This window comes from Sulfurimonas sp. (assembly GCF_029027585.1).
In the GTDB taxonomy this organism is placed as follows: Bacteria; Campylobacterota; Campylobacteria; order Campylobacterales; family Sulfurimonadaceae; genus Sulfurimonas.
The window spans coordinates 856451-871718 of the sequence record NZ_CP093397.1 but is presented as its reverse complement, the minus strand read 5'-3'; the positions used below and the strand labels follow the sequence as shown (position 1 = coordinate 871718).

The window sequence follows — 15268 nt, the reverse complement described above, 5'->3', positions numbered from 1 at the left end:
GGCTAAATATGAGTGAAAACAGAGAAAAACTAAACTATATTTACAGACATACAAAGTTTTTTCTTAGCACATTTATAGATAAAGAACTAACTCTTTTTGCTGCAAGTCTTAGTTACTATACTATTTTTACTATTATCCCGCTACTTCTTATAATGCTTACACTTTTAACTTCTCTGCCAAGTTTTGCAGAACATTATGAGAGTATAAAAACATTTATATTCTCAAATCTTATGCCTGTAAATTCTGAAGCTGTTATGGGGCATATAGATGGTTTTTTGAAAAACTCTGCAAAGATGGGGGTTATCGGTCTTGTGATGATTTTAGTTGCTTCACTTTTGTTTTTTAAGAACTTTGAGTTTATAGCAAACAAGATTTTTCATGCAAAACAAAGAACACTTTGGGAGTCAGTTACAACTTACTGGACTATGTTAACTCTAACCCCTATTGCATTAGGTGCGTCTTTTTATATAACCGCAAAATTAGCTGTTGTTATAGAGTCAAATGAGATTACATCTGGCATAAATATTCTTCCTCTTGTTCCTTATATTATCATTTGGGCGTTGTTTTTTCTTATTTTTCAAATTGCAGCAAATACAAAGATAAATCCAAGAGCATCTTTGATTAGCTCTTTTATCATTGCTATCGTATTTAGTATTTCAAAAAATGCTTTTATAGAGTATGTTTTTTACAATAAATCATATACAACTATGTATGGTTCGTTTGCTATTATGATGTTTTTATTTTTATGGATTTATGTTTCTTGGATTATTTTCATTTATGGCTTGAAGCTATGTTACATGATAAATCGCGTATATGAAAATAAGCAGAGCAAAACTAAGTAAGAGCCAAATAATACTCTTTTTAAAAATACTTAAAATTGAAATAAATACAAATAAAACAAGATATAAATAGTCAAGTTTTATAGTAGTTTGATTTTGTTGCAAAAGTAAAAAAGAGTTTAACAAGCCATCAAACAAATCTCCAAAGCCAACAAGATGCAAAACAATACTAAGTGGATAAAAAATACTAAAGAGTGTTGTCCATAAAATGGATAGTGGATGATAGATGCTAAAACTTCCAAAGATAGATAGAGATAATGGTAACATCATAAGATACACCCAAAATGGAACTAAGACAAACTGTAAAATTTTGTTTAGATGCTTAAAGTGAATAAGAAATAAAAAGATATAAAATACACCACTTACAGATAGCCAAAAACCGAGTGCGAAAAAAAGTTTTGGTGCAAAAGATAAGATTAAAATAATTGTTAAAGCTAAGGTTTGCATCGAGATTATTTTTATACCTCTGTCATAAAGTATGAAACCAATAAGTAGCATAACAAAAGAGCGAAGTAAAGAGGGTGGCGAATCTAAAAATAAAAGATATGAAAATAAAAAAGAAACGACAAGTAAAAATAGATGAGTTTTTGAGTTTGTATAGGGAAAATATCTATTTTGAAAAAAAGTATAAATAGGGCGAAATAAGAAAAAGAGTAGGGCACTTAAAACTCCTAAATGAAAACCACTTATAGCTAAAAGGTGTGATACTCCAAGAGTTGAAAAAGTAGTTTGTAAGTTTTTACTTAGCGAGGAGGCAGTAAATAAGGCTTGATAAATCTTTGTTATATTTTCATCTTTATGTTTAGATGCTATGAAGGAGTTGAGTTTTTGTTTTAAAGTTTGTTTTTTATCTATGAACAAAACTTTACTAAAGGCATAAAAACTTGTAAGGTATTGGTGAAAATTTAACTCTTTTGGATAGATTTCAAGATGTAGTTTTTTTCCTTTAACTTCTTGAAATTTTTTTCTTGCACTTGTATAAAAAATAGAGCCATGATCAGTTTTGAGTTTTAATATTTGATACTCTTTTTTACCTTTTGTTTTTGAGTATTGCTTTAAAACAGTGGCGTTAACTAGGGCAGAGTCAAAACGAGTTAGTTGTTTATAGTTTTTGTAGTCTATGAGAAGAGAATAGGTGAAAATAAAAAGGCAAAAAAGTAAAAAGGAGAGGAACTCTTTTTTTGTAAAAAGTTCAACTCTCTCTAGACGCATCTAAAGAGGGGGCATTGAAATGGAGTTATTTCCAATATCGATATTTGCAGAACGAGTATCAATATTTTCATAGCTTGTTTCAACTCCTGCTGAGAATTTAGGAGCATCGACAAAGCGAGTAAGTTTTTTCTGAAAAACAAGTTTCACATGTCCTGTTGGACCATTTCTTTGTTTTCCGATGATAATTTCTGCATCTTCTTCATCTTTTTCTATATATTCAGATATAAACTCTTTACCATCATTTTTAGCAGCTTTTTCTCGCTCTTTTTCTTCTTTATAAAGATAAACATCATCACGATAAACAAAAAGAATAATATCTGCATCTTGCTCAATAGAACCAGACTCACGAATATCGCTCAGCATAGGTCGTTTATCATTTCTAGCCTCAAGAGTACGGTTAAGTTGAGAAAGTGCGACTATTGGCATGTCTAACTCACGAGCGAGCATTTTTAAGCCACGAGATATTTCAGAAACTTGTAAATGTCTGTCTTGTGTTCCGACACCACTCATAATTTGTAAATAATCAATGACTGCTATTTCTATTTCTGGGTGCTGATTTTTAAGTTTTCTTAGTTTAGAACGAAGTTGATTTATATTTATACTTCCTTGGTCATCAACAAATAGTTTGGCACTATTCATTTTATCTATCGCACCATGCAGTGAACTCCATTGTTCATCGTTCATATCACCAAGACGCAGTTGGGTAAGAGGTATAGATGTTTGAATACTAAGAAGTCTTAACATAAGTTGTTCTGCTGGCATCTCTAAAGAAAAAAATGCCACACCTTTACCCTGAGTTATAAGAGAATTTACTGTGTTAAGCACAAATGAGGTGTTATGTGTAACTGTCATATCTTCTAGTAAGAAAAGATGGTTTCCATCAATTGTAAATCCGTAATAATCATCTACTTTATCATACTCTACATTTATACCAGTATGTTGAACATCTCTTTTTGCAAGTAGTTTTCTTGCTTTTTTTCTTGAGATTTTTGTTGGAATTTTGTCTAAATCACCAACAATACGAAGACGATAAACATCACATTCATAATTTATTTTTTTGATTCTTGCTTTTTTTGTTTTTAAAGAAACTCGAAAGCCAAGAGAGTCTGCAAGATATTTTATCTGATGCGATAATCGTTCATCTTTTTGAACTATCTCAAATACATTAAATTTAGCATCATAGTAACCATCGCTATCTAGTAAACCTGCTAAAAGTTTAAGTCTATTTTTCTGTGAATTTTGTATATAGTTATGTGGGATATGCTTATTATTTAAAACACCTAAATCTCTTAACTTTTTTTGTAAGGATATATCTTTGTATTTAGATACACCTCTTTGACCTGATGTTATACTGTACATAGGACATTTGTCTTTAGGAGTTTGCTCTGATAGTTGTAAGTTTAGCTCGTTTGCATATTGACTAAGGTACTCAATGATTTCGCTGTCCATTGTTGCAATGGAAACATTTGAACTTGTTCCATCACCAAGCCAAAGACCTAAAAAATAAGGATCGATGTCAAGTTTTTGTTTTTTAAATTCGATGCCAACTTTATAGCCTTTGTAGTTTGTATGAAATTTATTTGACTTTTTGTTGTAATCTTTTATGGATATATTTAATACATCTCCATGTTTATGCTTACCTTCGTTACGACTTCTTTTTAGAGATAATATATGTGATTCATTTACTCTATAGTCTATCCCCTTATTTTGCCGTACCCAGTACATTTTTTCCCGTCCACGAGCAAGTGAAAGTACATTTCTAGGTGTTGAATCATTACCCATTATCTGGTCACCAACTTTTATATCTTCTACATTTTTAAGAGTCCCATCAAACATCACTATTTTTGTTCCAAGACCAAGACATTTCCCCATCGCAGGTCTTGCAGCGATGATAACTAAGTCACCTTTACCAAAACCTGTTGTCATTTTGTTTAGTTCATGAAAGCCTGTATCTACTCCTACAAGAACACTATTTCCTCTATCTTTCATCTCTTGTATGTATGCCATTGTGTCAAATGTCATTTGAGGAGAGTCTTTAAAATCACTTGTTTGGTTGTCTTGAGTTATCTCATAAAGTTTTTTCTCTACAATATCAATAACTTCAGCAGATGGAAGTTCTTCTTCAACGGTAACTCTTTTTATCTCTGTTGTAAGTGTGAGCAGGTGACGCTTTAAAGACTTATCTTTTATCTCATCAACATAAGCTTTTGTGTTTGAGATAGGGTTTGCAGACAAAATCTCAAGCATAACTTGTTCATCAAATTTTTTGATTTTTATGAGTTCTTTTTTTATAAACTCTTCATCAATAGGTTGGTCTTTTTGCATAAGAGCAGTCATGGCTAAAAATATATCTTTATGCGCAGGAAGATAAAAATCTTCTTCATTTAAGGCTACACTTAACTCATCAAACTGCTGAGGTTCAAACACTATTGAGCTTAAAATACTTCTCTCAAATGCTAAGTTATATAGGTTGTCTTGCATTATTCTACTTCCTTAGCCATATTTTCAATTTCACTCACAAATCTATCAACAAGTTCACTTTCATTTAGATTTGCAACAACTTCGCCTTTTACCATGACAAGACCTTTGCCTTTTCCATAAGCTATGGCTACATCAGCGTGAGCGGCTTCTCCGATGGCATTTACTACGCATCCCATTACTGAAACATTTAGTGGTGCTTTTATGTGTGCAGTTCTTTTTTCTATCTCAGCAACAGCACTTACTAAGTCAGCTTCGATTCGACCACAAGTTGGACAAGAAATGATGTTAAGACCATCTGGCATCGCTCCACTATCTTTTAGAATTGCACGAGTTACATTTATTTCTTCTTCAAGTTCCCCTGTGATAGATACTCTCATAGTATCTCCGATGCCATCTAGTAAAAGTGTTCCAAGTCCGATAGCACTTTTTACAGTTGCATGAAAAAGAGTTCCAGCTTCTGTAACTCCAAGATGAAAAGGGTAGTGATTTTTAGGTCTTAGCATTCTGTACGCATCTACTGTTCTTTGTACATCACTAGCTTTTAGTGAGATTTTTATATCGCTAAAACCTAAGTCTTCTAAATATTTGATATTGTACTCAGCAGATGCAACCATGCCTTGGGCTGTTTGTCCATACTTGTTTAAAAATTCTTTTTCTAAACTTCCTGCATTAACACCGATGCGAATTGGAATATTTCTAGCTTGACAAGCTTTTACAACTTCTTTTACTTTTTCTTTTGAGCCAATATTTCCAGGATTTATTCGGATGCAGTCAACAACTTCAGCAGCGATTAGAGCGTATTTATGGTTAAAGTGGATATCTGCAACAAGAGGGAGGTCTATTTGCTCTTTTATACTTTTTAAGGCAAGAGCATCTTCCATGTCAGGAACAGCACAACGAACGATGTCACAACCTGCAAAGTGAAGTCTTTTTATCTGCTCAACCGTAGATGCTATGTCAGCAGTTTTTGAGTAAGTCATAGACTGAGTTGATATTGGGGCATCGCCACCAACACCAACATCACCTACAAATATTTTTTTAGTTTTAACTCTATTTATCATAAAAAGATTTTATCTTTTTTGATATAAGAGAGTGCTTTAGAACTTAAAAGTTAGGTTAGTATATATGTACCTTCCTGGTTCATTAAGAAGCATAATATCTGTTGCTCCGCCAGCTACTAGAGTTAAATCAGCATAAGTATTACTCTGTGCATAAGTTTCATCAAATAGATTATTTACACCAAGAGTAAAATCAAAGTTTTTATTTATAGCATGTTTTATTTTTAAGTTAAGTATCGCCCATGAACCTAACTCTTGCTCACCGTTGTCAGAGTCATAATTACTCCATGTATCAGAAGCTTGTACTTCAACAGTTGCGATTGAGTTGTTTTTATACTCATAATTAAGAGCTATATTTCCTCTAAGTGGTGCCATATCTGATAAGTCTTTATCAGTTTGTCCTGCTAATGCTTTATCTTTTTCACCTCTTTTGTATGATACACCTGCATCTACAGTTACAGAATCAGTCGCATAAACAGAAGCACTTAACTCTGCTCCATAAACTGTTGCATCTATGTTGTTAAAGTTGTTTTTAGTAACTGCTACATTATTTGCTTGTTTTTGGTAGTAGATATAGTCACTAAGCATTGAGTAAAAACCTTTAATTTTTAGTTTAAATGTATCGTTGTCAGTTTCATATCCAAAGTCAACTTCTCTATTTGTTGTCTGTTTTAGCTCAGGAGTACCAACTTGGTTTGGACCTTTTCTAAAGTATAATTCTCTAGCATCTGGAACACGAGAAGCTTGACCAAAACCTATAAATAGTTTATTGTCTTTGTTTAGGTTATATGCAGTAAAAATATTTGCATTTAGTGCTGAGTAGTTTTGAGTATCGCCATTAGCATCATCTGATTTTATCTCAGTTGAGTCATATCTAGCACCAAAAGAAACATTAAAAGCACCATAAGCTTTTTCTACTTTTGCAAAAACTGCCATATTTGTAGTATCAGTCTCCGCGATGCTAGTTCCTTTAGTAGCTCCTGTATTGTTATTAATATAATGACCTTTCCAAGTTCTATTACTTGCATCTAAACCAACTAAAAGCTTATGATTAGCGATGTCAAATGTATTTTTAAGTTTTATACCTTGCATAGTAGTCTTCATATGGTTAGTAGTATTTGTCATACCTCCTAAGCCTGCATTTCTATACTCTGTACTCATTGGATGATCAACATCAGAGTAGTAATATTGTAAATTAATATTCTGATATATATCATTTACTTTATCCACATTGTACTCTACGCTGTATATATTTGAATCATCTCTAATAGCATCCATTGGAGTATTTGGATATAAAACATCGCTACTTCTGTTAGCAGTGTAACTCAGACGAAGTTCTTGATCTTGTGCAGTAGTGATGAAAGCTTTAGACATAATAGAATCTTTTTTATACGCTCTCATATCTTCATATTTAGTTTGATATTTATTTCCATTTACTGAAGCATTCTTTTTAGTCTGTTGTGAAAGAGTATCTCCATTACCATCTTTGTACTGGTCACTTGACTCACTAGAACCGCTCACTAAAACTCTGATAATATCATTTCCTCCACTTATAGTTACACCAACTTTTGTATAGTTAAAACTTCCATAACCAAAGTTTACTTCACCATGAAGTTTTTGTGTAGGAGCTTTTGTTTTTATTTTTATACCACCACTCATAGTACCAAAAGTCTCAACATCATAAGGACCTTCTATGACCTCTATTGTTTCGATTTGATTTGCAAGAACATGAGAAACAGGCGGATCCATTCTGTTTGGACATGCTCCACAAACTTTTGTTCCATCAACTTCAACAGAGATATTATCTCTTTTTTGACCGCGAATATAAACATCATTTGCGATACCACTACGGCGGTTCATATCTATACTTGGTACGCTTGTACTTAGTGCTTGAGCTAAATCTGCTGATACTTGAGCATTTTGGCTAACTTGAGTTATGACAGTTGATTCTATATTTATTGGAGTGAGTTGTACTTCACCTGCATAAATAGAAACAATAGCAACTAATGAAAGAGGTATAATTTTATTCATCTAAAAACCTTAAAATTTAAATTTTGTAATGATATAAAAATAGCGTTACGAAAGTGTTAATTAATTTTTTATACTATTGCGCATGAGTAAAATACAAAAAGTAAAAAGAGTAGTTTTAATAGCCCTAAGTTTTGGTCTTGCGACCTATTTAATAATGAGTGGTTCAGCAATGCTAGATAAAGAAGAAAAAGCTTCTTTAGTTGAGGTGAATGCCACTAGCGAAGTTCATAGTGACGCAGTGAAGTGAACCTCGTTGTTTAATGAGAGTAGAGCAATCAATACCAATGATTTCTCTGTTTTTAAAGGTATTTTTGAAAATCTCTAAAGCATCTGTGTCTTGTTCGACTCCATAAGTAGGAACTAAAACAGCACCATTTATAAAGAGAAAATTTGCATAAGTTGCGGGTAATCTTTTTTTATTTTCATATATTGCATCTGTCATTGGAAGTGCGATTAAGTTAAGTTTGAGTCTAGATGCAAATTCTTTAAGTTCATCTTCCATCTTTTTCAACTCTACAAAGTGTTCATCATTCGCATCTTCACATTTAACATACATAATGGTTCTAGCATCTACAAATCTTGCAAGTGTATCTATATGAGAGTCTGTATCATCTCCTGCTAAATAGCCATGATTTAAGTATAAAATTTCATTTGCTCCAAACTCTTTTTTTAGTTTTTGTGTTATTTCATTTTTGCTTAACTTTGGATTTCTATTTTTGTTTAACATACAAGCAGAAGTTGTAAGAATCAGCTCATCTCCATTACTCTCAATCGCTCCACCTTCTAAAACAAAGTCTATTGTTTGCATCTGAGCTTTGTAATGTTTTTTTAGATAAGAAGTTAAAAGGTCATCTTTTTTATAGTCAAATTTCTCGCCCCAAGCATTAAATGTAAAGTTAAGTAGTTTTATTTCATTAGCATCTATGATAGATATAGCAGAACAATCCCTCGCCCAAGTATCATCGCTTTCATATTCTACAAAATGAAGATTACTGTTTTTACTAAAAAGCTCTTTTACAGCTTTGATATTTTCACAAATAACTAAACATTTTTGGTATTTTATAATTGCGTTGATGATGTTTATAAAAGTGTTTTGCACCTCATCTAAATACTCTAACCAATCAGTTTTTTTATGAGGAAATATTACTTGAATAAAACTTTGTTCTTCAAATTCTGCGATTAGGCGTTTCATAGTGTATAATTCCTTTATGGCTTACATAACTTTAAATAAAAACAATTTTTTTAATAACCTTGATATTATCACAAATCAGACTAAAAGCAAAGATAAAGTAGCGATAGTTTTAAAAGATAACGCTTATGGACATGGACTTCTTGAGATTGCTCTTTTAGCTCAAAAGTATGGCATAAAAAAAGCAGTTGTCCGCTCCGAGATAGAAGCAAAAAAAATAGAGAAGTTTTTTGAGTATATCTTAGTTTTAGCAGATTATCCTTCACGAGCAAATGAAAAAATGAGATATACCATTAACGATATTAATTCAATACAAAAGTTTACAAAAGGGACAAAAGTAGAGTTGAAAGTTGACACAGGAATGCATAGAAATGGCATCGATATGAGTGAACTAAGAGAAGCATTTTTAAAAATCAAAGAGGCAGGGCTTAATTTAGAAGCAATTTTTATGCATCATAGAAGTGCTGATGAGTTAAGTAGTGAATGGTTTTGGCAAAATAGTAACTTTAAAAAGATTAAATATCAGGCAAAAGAGTTAGCTACTGAGTTTGGTTTTGAGCCACTTAGATTTCACTCTGCAAACTCAGCATCTATACTTAGAACTTCAGATTTTGATGAAGATATGGCAAGAGTTGGCATCGCTGCTTATGGTTGTCTAGATGCAAATGAAAAACTATTACCTGTTCTTTCTTTACACGCAGATAAAATATCTTCACGAAATGTAAAAAAAGGTCAAAAAATTGGTTACGGTGGAACTAAAACTGTTCAAAAAGATTGTACCGTTTCAAACTATAACTTTGGTTATGCAGATGGATTTTTTAGAACACTCTCAAACAACTTTACAACTCCAGATGCAAAAGAGTTAGTTGGAAGAATATCGATGGATAACAGTTCATTTATAAGTGAAGATGAAAAACTTTTAATTTTTAATGATGCACGAGTTGTTGCTCCGTTAGTTGGAACTATATCTTATGAAATATTAACATCTCTAAAAGCGGATTTAAAAAGAGAGATAGTTTAAGGTAAAATTCTTCGACTTTGCCAGTATCTACTTTTCCAGTAAGGGTTACTTAAACTAGAGATGCTAACCCCATTTTTTTGTGAAGCGTGCATAAACTTGCCTTTTTCTATAACTATACCAGCGTGTCTTGAGTTATAACCTATTTTAAAAAATACTAAATCTCCCTCTTTTGTAGAATTTTTACTAATTAAATAACCTTTTTTCACTTGGTTTTTTGTAGTTCTAGGTAGTCTTATATTAAAAGCATCTCTGTAAACGATTTGAATAAGAGAAGAACAATCAAGTCCATATTTATTCATACCACCATATTTATAAGGGGTTCGATACCATTTTTTATATTCATGGTAAAGAGCAGTTGTTATCCAATTTTGTTTTTTAGGTTTGTATTTTGGTGGAGCATAATTTTTTTGAGATTTTGAAGAAGTTTCTTGATATGAGTGTTGTCTTAGTGTTCTTGAGGAACAGCCACTAAAAAGAATGAGTATAGATGCTAAAAGTAAAAGATGAAACATCTCAAGAGTTTATTTTAATAATAGCATTTGAAAAGATAACACCATCTACACCAATTATAGCTAATTCTTCAATCTCATTTTCATCTAAGACATGAACTAAAATTTTTGCATCAAAAAGGTAGTTATTTGCAATATTTTGAGCTGTTTTTGCTAACTCTTTGGGTATTACTATAAAACTAGCATCTAAAGATGAAGCATAGATTAGTTGAGTTATATCATTAATGCCTAGTGCTAAAATAATTCCGTTTGTTGTTGCATGATTTATAGTTTCTAAATTATCTTCACTAAAATCAAGATATATGGTTGAGTTTGGAGGTGTTTTAGAAATAGCATCTATGTTTGTAACATGGTAAAACGAATCATTTTGTATAAATCTGTGTCCATATATTAGCATTATGATTTCTCCACACACTCTTTTGAGCAATAGTATTTATTGCTACTTAAAATTGTATCATCAAGTTCACAATAGATGCCACATTCAACACACTCTACCAGCTCATTACTAGGTTTTCTTTCTTTATGTTGAGTACCTTTTTTACTATGAGATACAGCAGGTTTTTTCTTTATAAAAACAAAGTAAACAAAGGCAATAACCCCAACAACAAGTAAAAATTTCAATATCATTATATATCTTCTCCAATTAGTAAATAGTGTCTATTCTTAGTTTTTATGATTTTATGTTTGATACTCTCATCAATCTCATCATAAACTTTTTCTCCCTTATAAAAAAGAAGCTTTGAGTTTTCATCTCTAAAGTTTTTACTCAAATTAAGTAACATTTTTGTGTCAGTTACTGCTCTTGAAGTTACAAGAGAAAAGATTTTACTTGGCATGTCTTGGACTCTTTTTTTAACAACCCTAACATTTTTAAGACCTAAGTCAGCTTTTATAAATTGTAAAAAACTAGCTCTTTTTTTTAAAGGCTCTACTAAGGTGACCTCCGTGTTTGGCATACCAAATGCGAGTATCATACCAGGAAATCCAGCCCCTGTCCCAATGTCTAAAAGAGTTTTTGTTTCTTTTAAAAAACTAAGAGGAAAAATGGCATCGTAGATAAAAGCATCTATGGTTTCTTCATCTTTTGCACCAGTCAAATTATGAATTTTATTCCATTTAAAAAGATGTTCTTTGTATTTTTGAATATTATAAAAAAAGTCATCAGGTAGTTGTATATTGTCTTTTTGTAGAGTTGTTTTTAGATTCAATTTATTGCCTTGAGATTATGAAAACATACTTGATAGTGATTTAAAAAAACCACCTTCTTCAACTAATTCTTTTATAAATTCATCATAGTTTATTTTATTTCTATCTAAAAATCCTAGAAAATATTTTAAAGAATCACTAACACCATCTTTTTTTTCTATTTCAAGAAGTTTTTTATAAATAAGAGTCATTTTGTCTATCGCTTTTTGAGGAGGTACTCTTTGAAACGAGGTATAAGCAATAATATTATTTGTTTTATGGTCTCTTTTTATTTCAAATTCTGCAACAACCCAGTAATAATGTCCATCTTTTGTTAGATTTTTTATAATGCTAGTGATACTTTTACCTTTACTAAGTCTATTCCACATCATTTTAAATATTGCTTTTGGCATATCTGGATGTCTAATGATGTTATGTTCTTGATCTAAAAGTTCAGATTCTTTATAACCAGAAACTTTGCTAAAGTAATCATTAACTTCTATAATGATTCCTTTTTCGTCAGTTTTAGAGATTAAATATTTTTTTGTACTAAAATTTACTTCATTATTCGTGGGTATAGGGCGTTTCAAAACAAGACTCCTGAAAAATTTAGATTATTATATACTTTTTTTAATAAAATTATGTAATAATAAGAATAAAATTAATTAAGTGTGTACATATGGACAAAGTAAAGACAATAGAATCATTTCAAAACGCTAAAAAAGCCTATGAAGAACAGATGGAAAAACTAGAAATTGCTATGGACGGTTCAGACATCAAAATTCCAACAGCAGCTTTGCAAACAGCCTATGTTTTTGGAGAGTGGTTTTATTTAAAAAATGAAAACATAAGATGTATATTGGGCTCACTTTTTTACGATAAGATAGAAACACTTCATGTAAGATGGCATGAAGAATTTGTAAAAACATTTGATATTTTTTTTCAAAAACAAAAGAAAGGTTTTTTTCAAAATGCATTTGGAAGTTCTAAGGTAACAGGAATGGAACTAGAAAAAGCAAAAAGTTACCACAGGGAACTAAAAGGCATTACAAAAGAACTTATAAAGACCATAGATTCTTCTGAGCGAAGACTTAGTGCTTTAGCGGAGTCTAAATTTAGCTAAAGTAGATGCCCAAGTTCATCTTTTTTTACATTTAAATAATCTTCATTATGGGTGTTTGACTCTATAATGATAGGTACTCTTTTTACAATTTCAATATCACTAATTGAACTTATTTTATCTGGATTATTTGTAAGTAGTTTTATCTTTTTTATGCCAAAATGATGTAAAATAAATGTAACCACTTCATAGGTTCTTTCATCAGTACGAAAGCCTAGTTGATGGTTTGCTTCTACTGTATTTAGTCCATCATCTTGAAGAGCATAAGCATTTATTTTGTTTAAGAGACCTATATTTCGTCCTTCTTGACGCAAATAAATAACCATACCGTTTGTTTTATTTGCTAGTTTAAGCGCGAATTGGAGTTGTTCTCCGCAGTCACACTTTAAACTTCCTATGGCATCTCCGGTTAAACACTCTGAATGAACTCTAACTATTGGAACTTCGTCTAAGTTATCTTTGTATATTACAAGATGCTCTTTTTCTCCTTCTTTAAAGGCTTTTACTTTGAAGTTACCAAATTTTGATGGTAGGTTTGCTATCTGTGAAATCTCTATATTCAATTAATGTACCCTAACTTAACATTAAACCCAACTATGAATAGACTTCTTGCATAATCTGGGTTAAAACGATAAAATAAATTTTCAAAATTATAGCTAAAAAAGGTTTATTATGTTTCAAAGATTTCGTAGAACTCGTTTAAATAATCATCTTCGTGCCTTAGTAAGAGAAACAAGTGTTAGTGTAAATGACTTTATTTATCCACTTTTTGTTCGTTCAGGTGAAAATATTAAAACAGAAGTAGCATCTATGCCTGGGGTATTTCAGATGAGTTTAGATGAAATTTTAAAAGAGTGTGGAGAGTTAAAAAAGTTAGGACTCTACTCTATTATTTTATTTGGTATTCCTGATGTAAAAGATTCTATTGGTTCTGATTCTCTTTGTGAACACGGAATCATAGCATCTGCTATTCGTGCCATAAAAAAAGAACATCCTGAAATGTTTGTTGTTACAGACCTTTGTTTTTGTGAATATACAGACCATGGACATTGTGGAATTATAGATGCTAAAAACGAAACAGTAAATAATGACGCAACTTTAGAAATATCAGCACAGCAAGCTCTTATACACGCAAAAGCTGGAGTAGATATGATAGCACCTTCAGGAATGATGGATGGAATTATACAAACACTTAGAGCTGCGCTAGATGCTAATGGTTATGAGAATTTACCAATCATGGCATACTCTACAAAGTTTGCATCTGGATATTACGGACCATTTAGAGATGTTGCAGAATCTACTCCATCTTTTGGTGATAGAGCTTCTTATCAAATGGATCCAGCAAACAGACGAGAAGCTATAAATGAATCCATTTCAGATGAGGCGCAGGGAGCAGATATACTTATGGTTAAACCTGCTCTTGCTTACTTAGACATAGTTCGTGAAATCAAAGACAATACTTCCCTTCCTATGGCAGTTTATAATGTAAGTGGCGAATACGCAATGTTAAAAATCGCAGGTTTAAATGACTTAATAGATTATGAAAGAGTTGTTATGGAAACTATGATTTCTTTTAAAAGAGCAGGAGCAGATATAATTATTTCTTATCATGCAAAAGAAGTTGCTAAAATGCTTCAAAAGTAAAATTAGGGTATAATAAATGCTTTTTTAAATAAAGTATTTTAGTAAAAGGATTTTTATTGCGACATTTTTTAACATTACAAGATTTTACAAAAGAAGAGATATTAGAGATTATCGATATAAGCCTTGAAATAAAACAAAATCTTAAAGAAAAAGTTTATAAAAAAGAGTTAGAGAATCAGACCCTTGCAATGATTTTTGAAAAAAGTTCAACTAGGACTAGAGTTAGTTTTGAAACAGGTATGTCACAGTTAGGCGGTCATGCGCTATTTTTATCAAACCGTGATATTCATTTAGGTCGTGGAGAACCCATTAAAGACACAGCAAGAGTAATAAGCTCTATGTGTGATATGGTAATGATTAGAACTTTTGAGCAATCGATGATAGAAGAGTTTGCAAAATTCTCAAAAGTACCTGTTATAAATGGCTTGACAGACTATTTTCATCCTGTACAACTTTTAGCAGATTATATGACTTTAGTGGAATATGAAGCAAGTGAAAATATTATTTGTGCTTATATTGGCGATGGAAACAATATGACTCACTCTTGGATGATTCTTGCGGCAAAACTTGGCTTTGAGCTTAGAATAGCAACTCCAAAAGGTTATGAAGTTGATGAGGATGTTTTGCAAGTTGCACTTCTTTTAGCAAAAGAAAGTGGAGCTGTTATAAAAACTATGCATAATCCTTGTGAAGCAGTAAAAGGTGCAAGTGTGGTTACAACAGATACTTGGACTTCGATGGGTAAAGAAGAGGAAAAAGAACAACGCATAAAAATATTTAAAGGTTTTATGGTAAATGATAAAATGATGCTTTTAGCTAAAAAAGATGCTAAGTTTTTACACTGTTTACCAGCTTATAGAGGCTTGGAAGTAAGTGAGAAAATCTTTGAAAAACACTCGAAAATTATCTTTGATGAAGCAGAAAATAGACTTCATGCTCAAAAAGGATTAATGGTTTGGTTAGATAGACAAAGATAAAA

At 31.5% G+C, this 15268-nt stretch carries 17 protein-coding genes; 6 read left to right on the top strand and 11 right to left on the bottom strand.

The features are described from left to right. Window positions 1–8: 8 nt before the first annotated feature. Window positions 9–842: a YihY family inner membrane protein gene (locus MOV50_RS04525; protein WP_321779216.1), complete on the top strand. Its 834-nt coding sequence runs from the start codon at window positions 9–11 to the stop codon at window positions 840–842. Here the strand turns inward: MOV50_RS04525 and MOV50_RS04520 are convergent. The 4 genes from MOV50_RS04520 to MOV50_RS04505 are packed head-to-tail and all read right to left on the bottom strand — an operon-like array spanning window position 789 to window position 7621. Continuing rightward, a complete protein-coding gene (locus MOV50_RS04520) occupies window positions 789–2051 on the bottom strand; it encodes a ComEC/Rec2 family competence protein (RefSeq protein ID WP_321779215.1) in 1263 nt (420 codons plus the stop codon). The genes MOV50_RS04525 and MOV50_RS04520 overlap by 54 nt on opposite strands. Further along, window positions 2052–4532 (bottom strand): replicative DNA helicase, encoded by a 2481-nt coding sequence (gene dnaB / locus MOV50_RS04515; protein ID WP_321779214.1) that lies wholly within the window; start codon window positions 4530–4532, stop codon window positions 2052–2054. Continuing rightward, window positions 4532–5593 (bottom strand): flavodoxin-dependent (E)-4-hydroxy-3-methylbut-2-enyl-diphosphate synthase, encoded by a 1062-nt coding sequence (gene ispG / locus MOV50_RS04510; protein ID WP_321779213.1) that lies wholly within the window; start codon window positions 5591–5593, stop codon window positions 4532–4534. The genes dnaB and ispG overlap by 1 nt, the downstream gene beginning before the upstream one ends. 36 nt (window positions 5594–5629) lie before the next feature. After that, complete coding sequence (locus MOV50_RS04505; protein ID WP_321779212.1) at window positions 5630–7621, bottom strand: TonB-dependent receptor; 1992 nt, start codon at window positions 7619–7621, stop codon at window positions 5630–5632. An 82-nt stretch (window positions 7622–7703) separates the two neighbouring features. On the opposite strand from MOV50_RS04505, the gene MOV50_RS04500 reads away from it, so the two are divergent. Further along, window positions 7704–7868: a hypothetical protein gene (locus MOV50_RS04500; protein WP_321779211.1), complete on the top strand. Its 165-nt coding sequence runs from the start codon at window positions 7704–7706 to the stop codon at window positions 7866–7868. On the opposite strand, the gene MOV50_RS04495 is transcribed toward MOV50_RS04500, so the two are convergent. Beyond that, the gene (locus MOV50_RS04495) at window positions 7818–8813 is read right to left on the bottom strand and encodes an agmatine deiminase family protein (RefSeq protein ID WP_321779210.1); all 996 of its coding nucleotides are present in this window, start codon (window positions 8811–8813) and stop codon (window positions 7818–7820) included. The genes MOV50_RS04500 and MOV50_RS04495 overlap by 51 nt on opposite strands. Window positions 8814–8829: 16 nt before the next feature. Here MOV50_RS04495 and MOV50_RS04490 point away from each other — a divergent pair, with 16 nt between their 5' ends. Continuing rightward, a complete protein-coding gene (locus MOV50_RS04490; RefSeq protein ID WP_321779209.1) occupies window positions 8830–9831 on the top strand; it encodes an alanine racemase in 1002 nt (333 codons plus the stop codon). On the opposite strand, the gene MOV50_RS04485 is transcribed toward MOV50_RS04490, so the two are convergent. From MOV50_RS04485 to MOV50_RS04465, 5 genes are read right to left on the bottom strand one after another with little or no spacing between them, the layout of a single operon-like run. Next, window positions 9828–10343, bottom strand: coding sequence for a C40 family peptidase (locus MOV50_RS04485; protein WP_321779208.1), 516 nt, complete (start codon window positions 10341–10343; stop codon window positions 9828–9830). The two genes, MOV50_RS04490 and MOV50_RS04485, sit on opposite strands and share 4 nt — an antisense overlap. 1 nt (window position 10344) lies before the next feature. Next, window positions 10345–10737 carry a hypothetical protein gene (locus MOV50_RS04480; protein ID WP_321779207.1) on the bottom strand — a complete coding sequence of 131 codons (393 nt, stop codon included), beginning with the start codon at window positions 10735–10737 and terminating at the stop codon, window positions 10345–10347. After that, entirely contained in the window at window positions 10737–10967 is a 231-nt protein-coding gene (locus MOV50_RS04475; protein WP_321779206.1) for a PP0621 family protein, read from the bottom strand. Before MOV50_RS04475 ends, MOV50_RS04480 begins: the two co-directional genes overlap by 1 nt. After that, on the bottom strand, window positions 10967–11548 hold the full coding sequence (gene rsmG, locus MOV50_RS04470) for a 16S rRNA (guanine(527)-N(7))-methyltransferase RsmG (RefSeq protein WP_321779205.1): 582 nt from the start codon (window positions 11546–11548) through the stop codon (window positions 10967–10969). Before rsmG ends, MOV50_RS04475 begins: the two co-directional genes overlap by 1 nt. A 15-nt stretch (window positions 11549–11563) precedes the next feature. Beyond that, the gene (locus tag MOV50_RS04465) at window positions 11564–12115 is read right to left on the bottom strand and encodes a PAS domain-containing protein (protein ID WP_321779204.1); all 552 of its coding nucleotides are present in this window, start codon (window positions 12113–12115) and stop codon (window positions 11564–11566) included. An 89-nt stretch (window positions 12116–12204) separates the two neighbouring features. On the opposite strand from MOV50_RS04465, the gene MOV50_RS04460 reads away from it, so the two are divergent. Beyond that, window positions 12205–12648 carry a hypothetical protein gene (locus MOV50_RS04460; protein ID WP_321779203.1) on the top strand — a complete coding sequence of 148 codons (444 nt, stop codon included), beginning with the start codon at window positions 12205–12207 and terminating at the stop codon, window positions 12646–12648. Here the strand turns inward: MOV50_RS04460 and ribA are convergent. Next, on the bottom strand, window positions 12645–13208 hold the full coding sequence (ribA, locus tag MOV50_RS04455; RefSeq protein ID WP_321779202.1) for a GTP cyclohydrolase II: 564 nt from the start codon (window positions 13206–13208) through the stop codon (window positions 12645–12647). The two genes, MOV50_RS04460 and ribA, sit on opposite strands and share 4 nt — an antisense overlap. Window positions 13209–13317: 109 nt before the next feature. Between ribA and hemB the strand changes: the two genes are divergently transcribed. Further along, window positions 13318–14289, top strand: a complete 972-nt coding sequence (gene hemB / locus MOV50_RS04450) for a porphobilinogen synthase (protein WP_321779201.1) — start codon at window positions 13318–13320, stop codon at window positions 14287–14289. A 56-nt stretch (window positions 14290–14345) separates the two neighbouring features. After that, window positions 14346–15266, top strand: coding sequence for an ornithine carbamoyltransferase (gene argF, locus MOV50_RS04445; RefSeq protein ID WP_321779200.1), 921 nt, complete (start codon window positions 14346–14348; stop codon window positions 15264–15266). Window positions 15267–15268: the final 2 nt, after the last annotated feature.

Coding starts and splice junctions, on each gene's coding strand:
- MOV50_RS04480 (WP_321779207.1), bottom strand. CDS start 10,737: ATGCTAATATATGGACACAGATTTATACAAAATGATTCGTTTTACCAT.
- hemB (WP_321779201.1), top strand. CDS start 13,318: ATGTTTCAAAGATTTCGTAGAACTCGTTTAAATAATCATCTTCGTGCC.
- MOV50_RS04520 (WP_321779215.1), bottom strand. CDS start 2,051: ATGCGTCTAGAGAGAGTTGAACTTTTTACAAAAAAAGAGTTCCTCTCC.
- MOV50_RS04500 (WP_321779211.1), top strand. CDS start 7,704: ATGAGTAAAATACAAAAAGTAAAAAGAGTAGTTTTAATAGCCCTAAGT.
- dnaB (WP_321779214.1), bottom strand. CDS start 4,532: ATGCAAGACAACCTATATAACTTAGCATTTGAGAGAAGTATTTTAAGC.
- MOV50_RS04495 (WP_321779210.1), bottom strand. CDS start 8,813: ATGAAACGCCTAATCGCAGAATTTGAAGAACAAAGTTTTATTCAAGTA.
- MOV50_RS04475 (WP_321779206.1), bottom strand. CDS start 10,967: ATGATATTGAAATTTTTACTTGTTGTTGGGGTTATTGCCTTTGTTTAC.
- MOV50_RS04505 (WP_321779212.1), bottom strand. CDS start 7,621: ATGAATAAAATTATACCTCTTTCATTAGTTGCTATTGTTTCTATTTAT.
- MOV50_RS04485 (WP_321779208.1), bottom strand. CDS start 10,343: ATGTTTCATCTTTTACTTTTAGCATCTATACTCATTCTTTTTAGTGGC.
- ispG (WP_321779213.1), bottom strand. CDS start 5,593: ATGATAAATAGAGTTAAAACTAAAAAAATATTTGTAGGTGATGTTGGT.
- MOV50_RS04525 (WP_321779216.1), top strand. CDS start 9: ATGAGTGAAAACAGAGAAAAACTAAACTATATTTACAGACATACAAAG.
- MOV50_RS04490 (WP_321779209.1), top strand. CDS start 8,830: ATGGCTTACATAACTTTAAATAAAAACAATTTTTTTAATAACCTTGAT.
- MOV50_RS04460 (WP_321779203.1), top strand. CDS start 12,205: ATGGACAAAGTAAAGACAATAGAATCATTTCAAAACGCTAAAAAAGCC.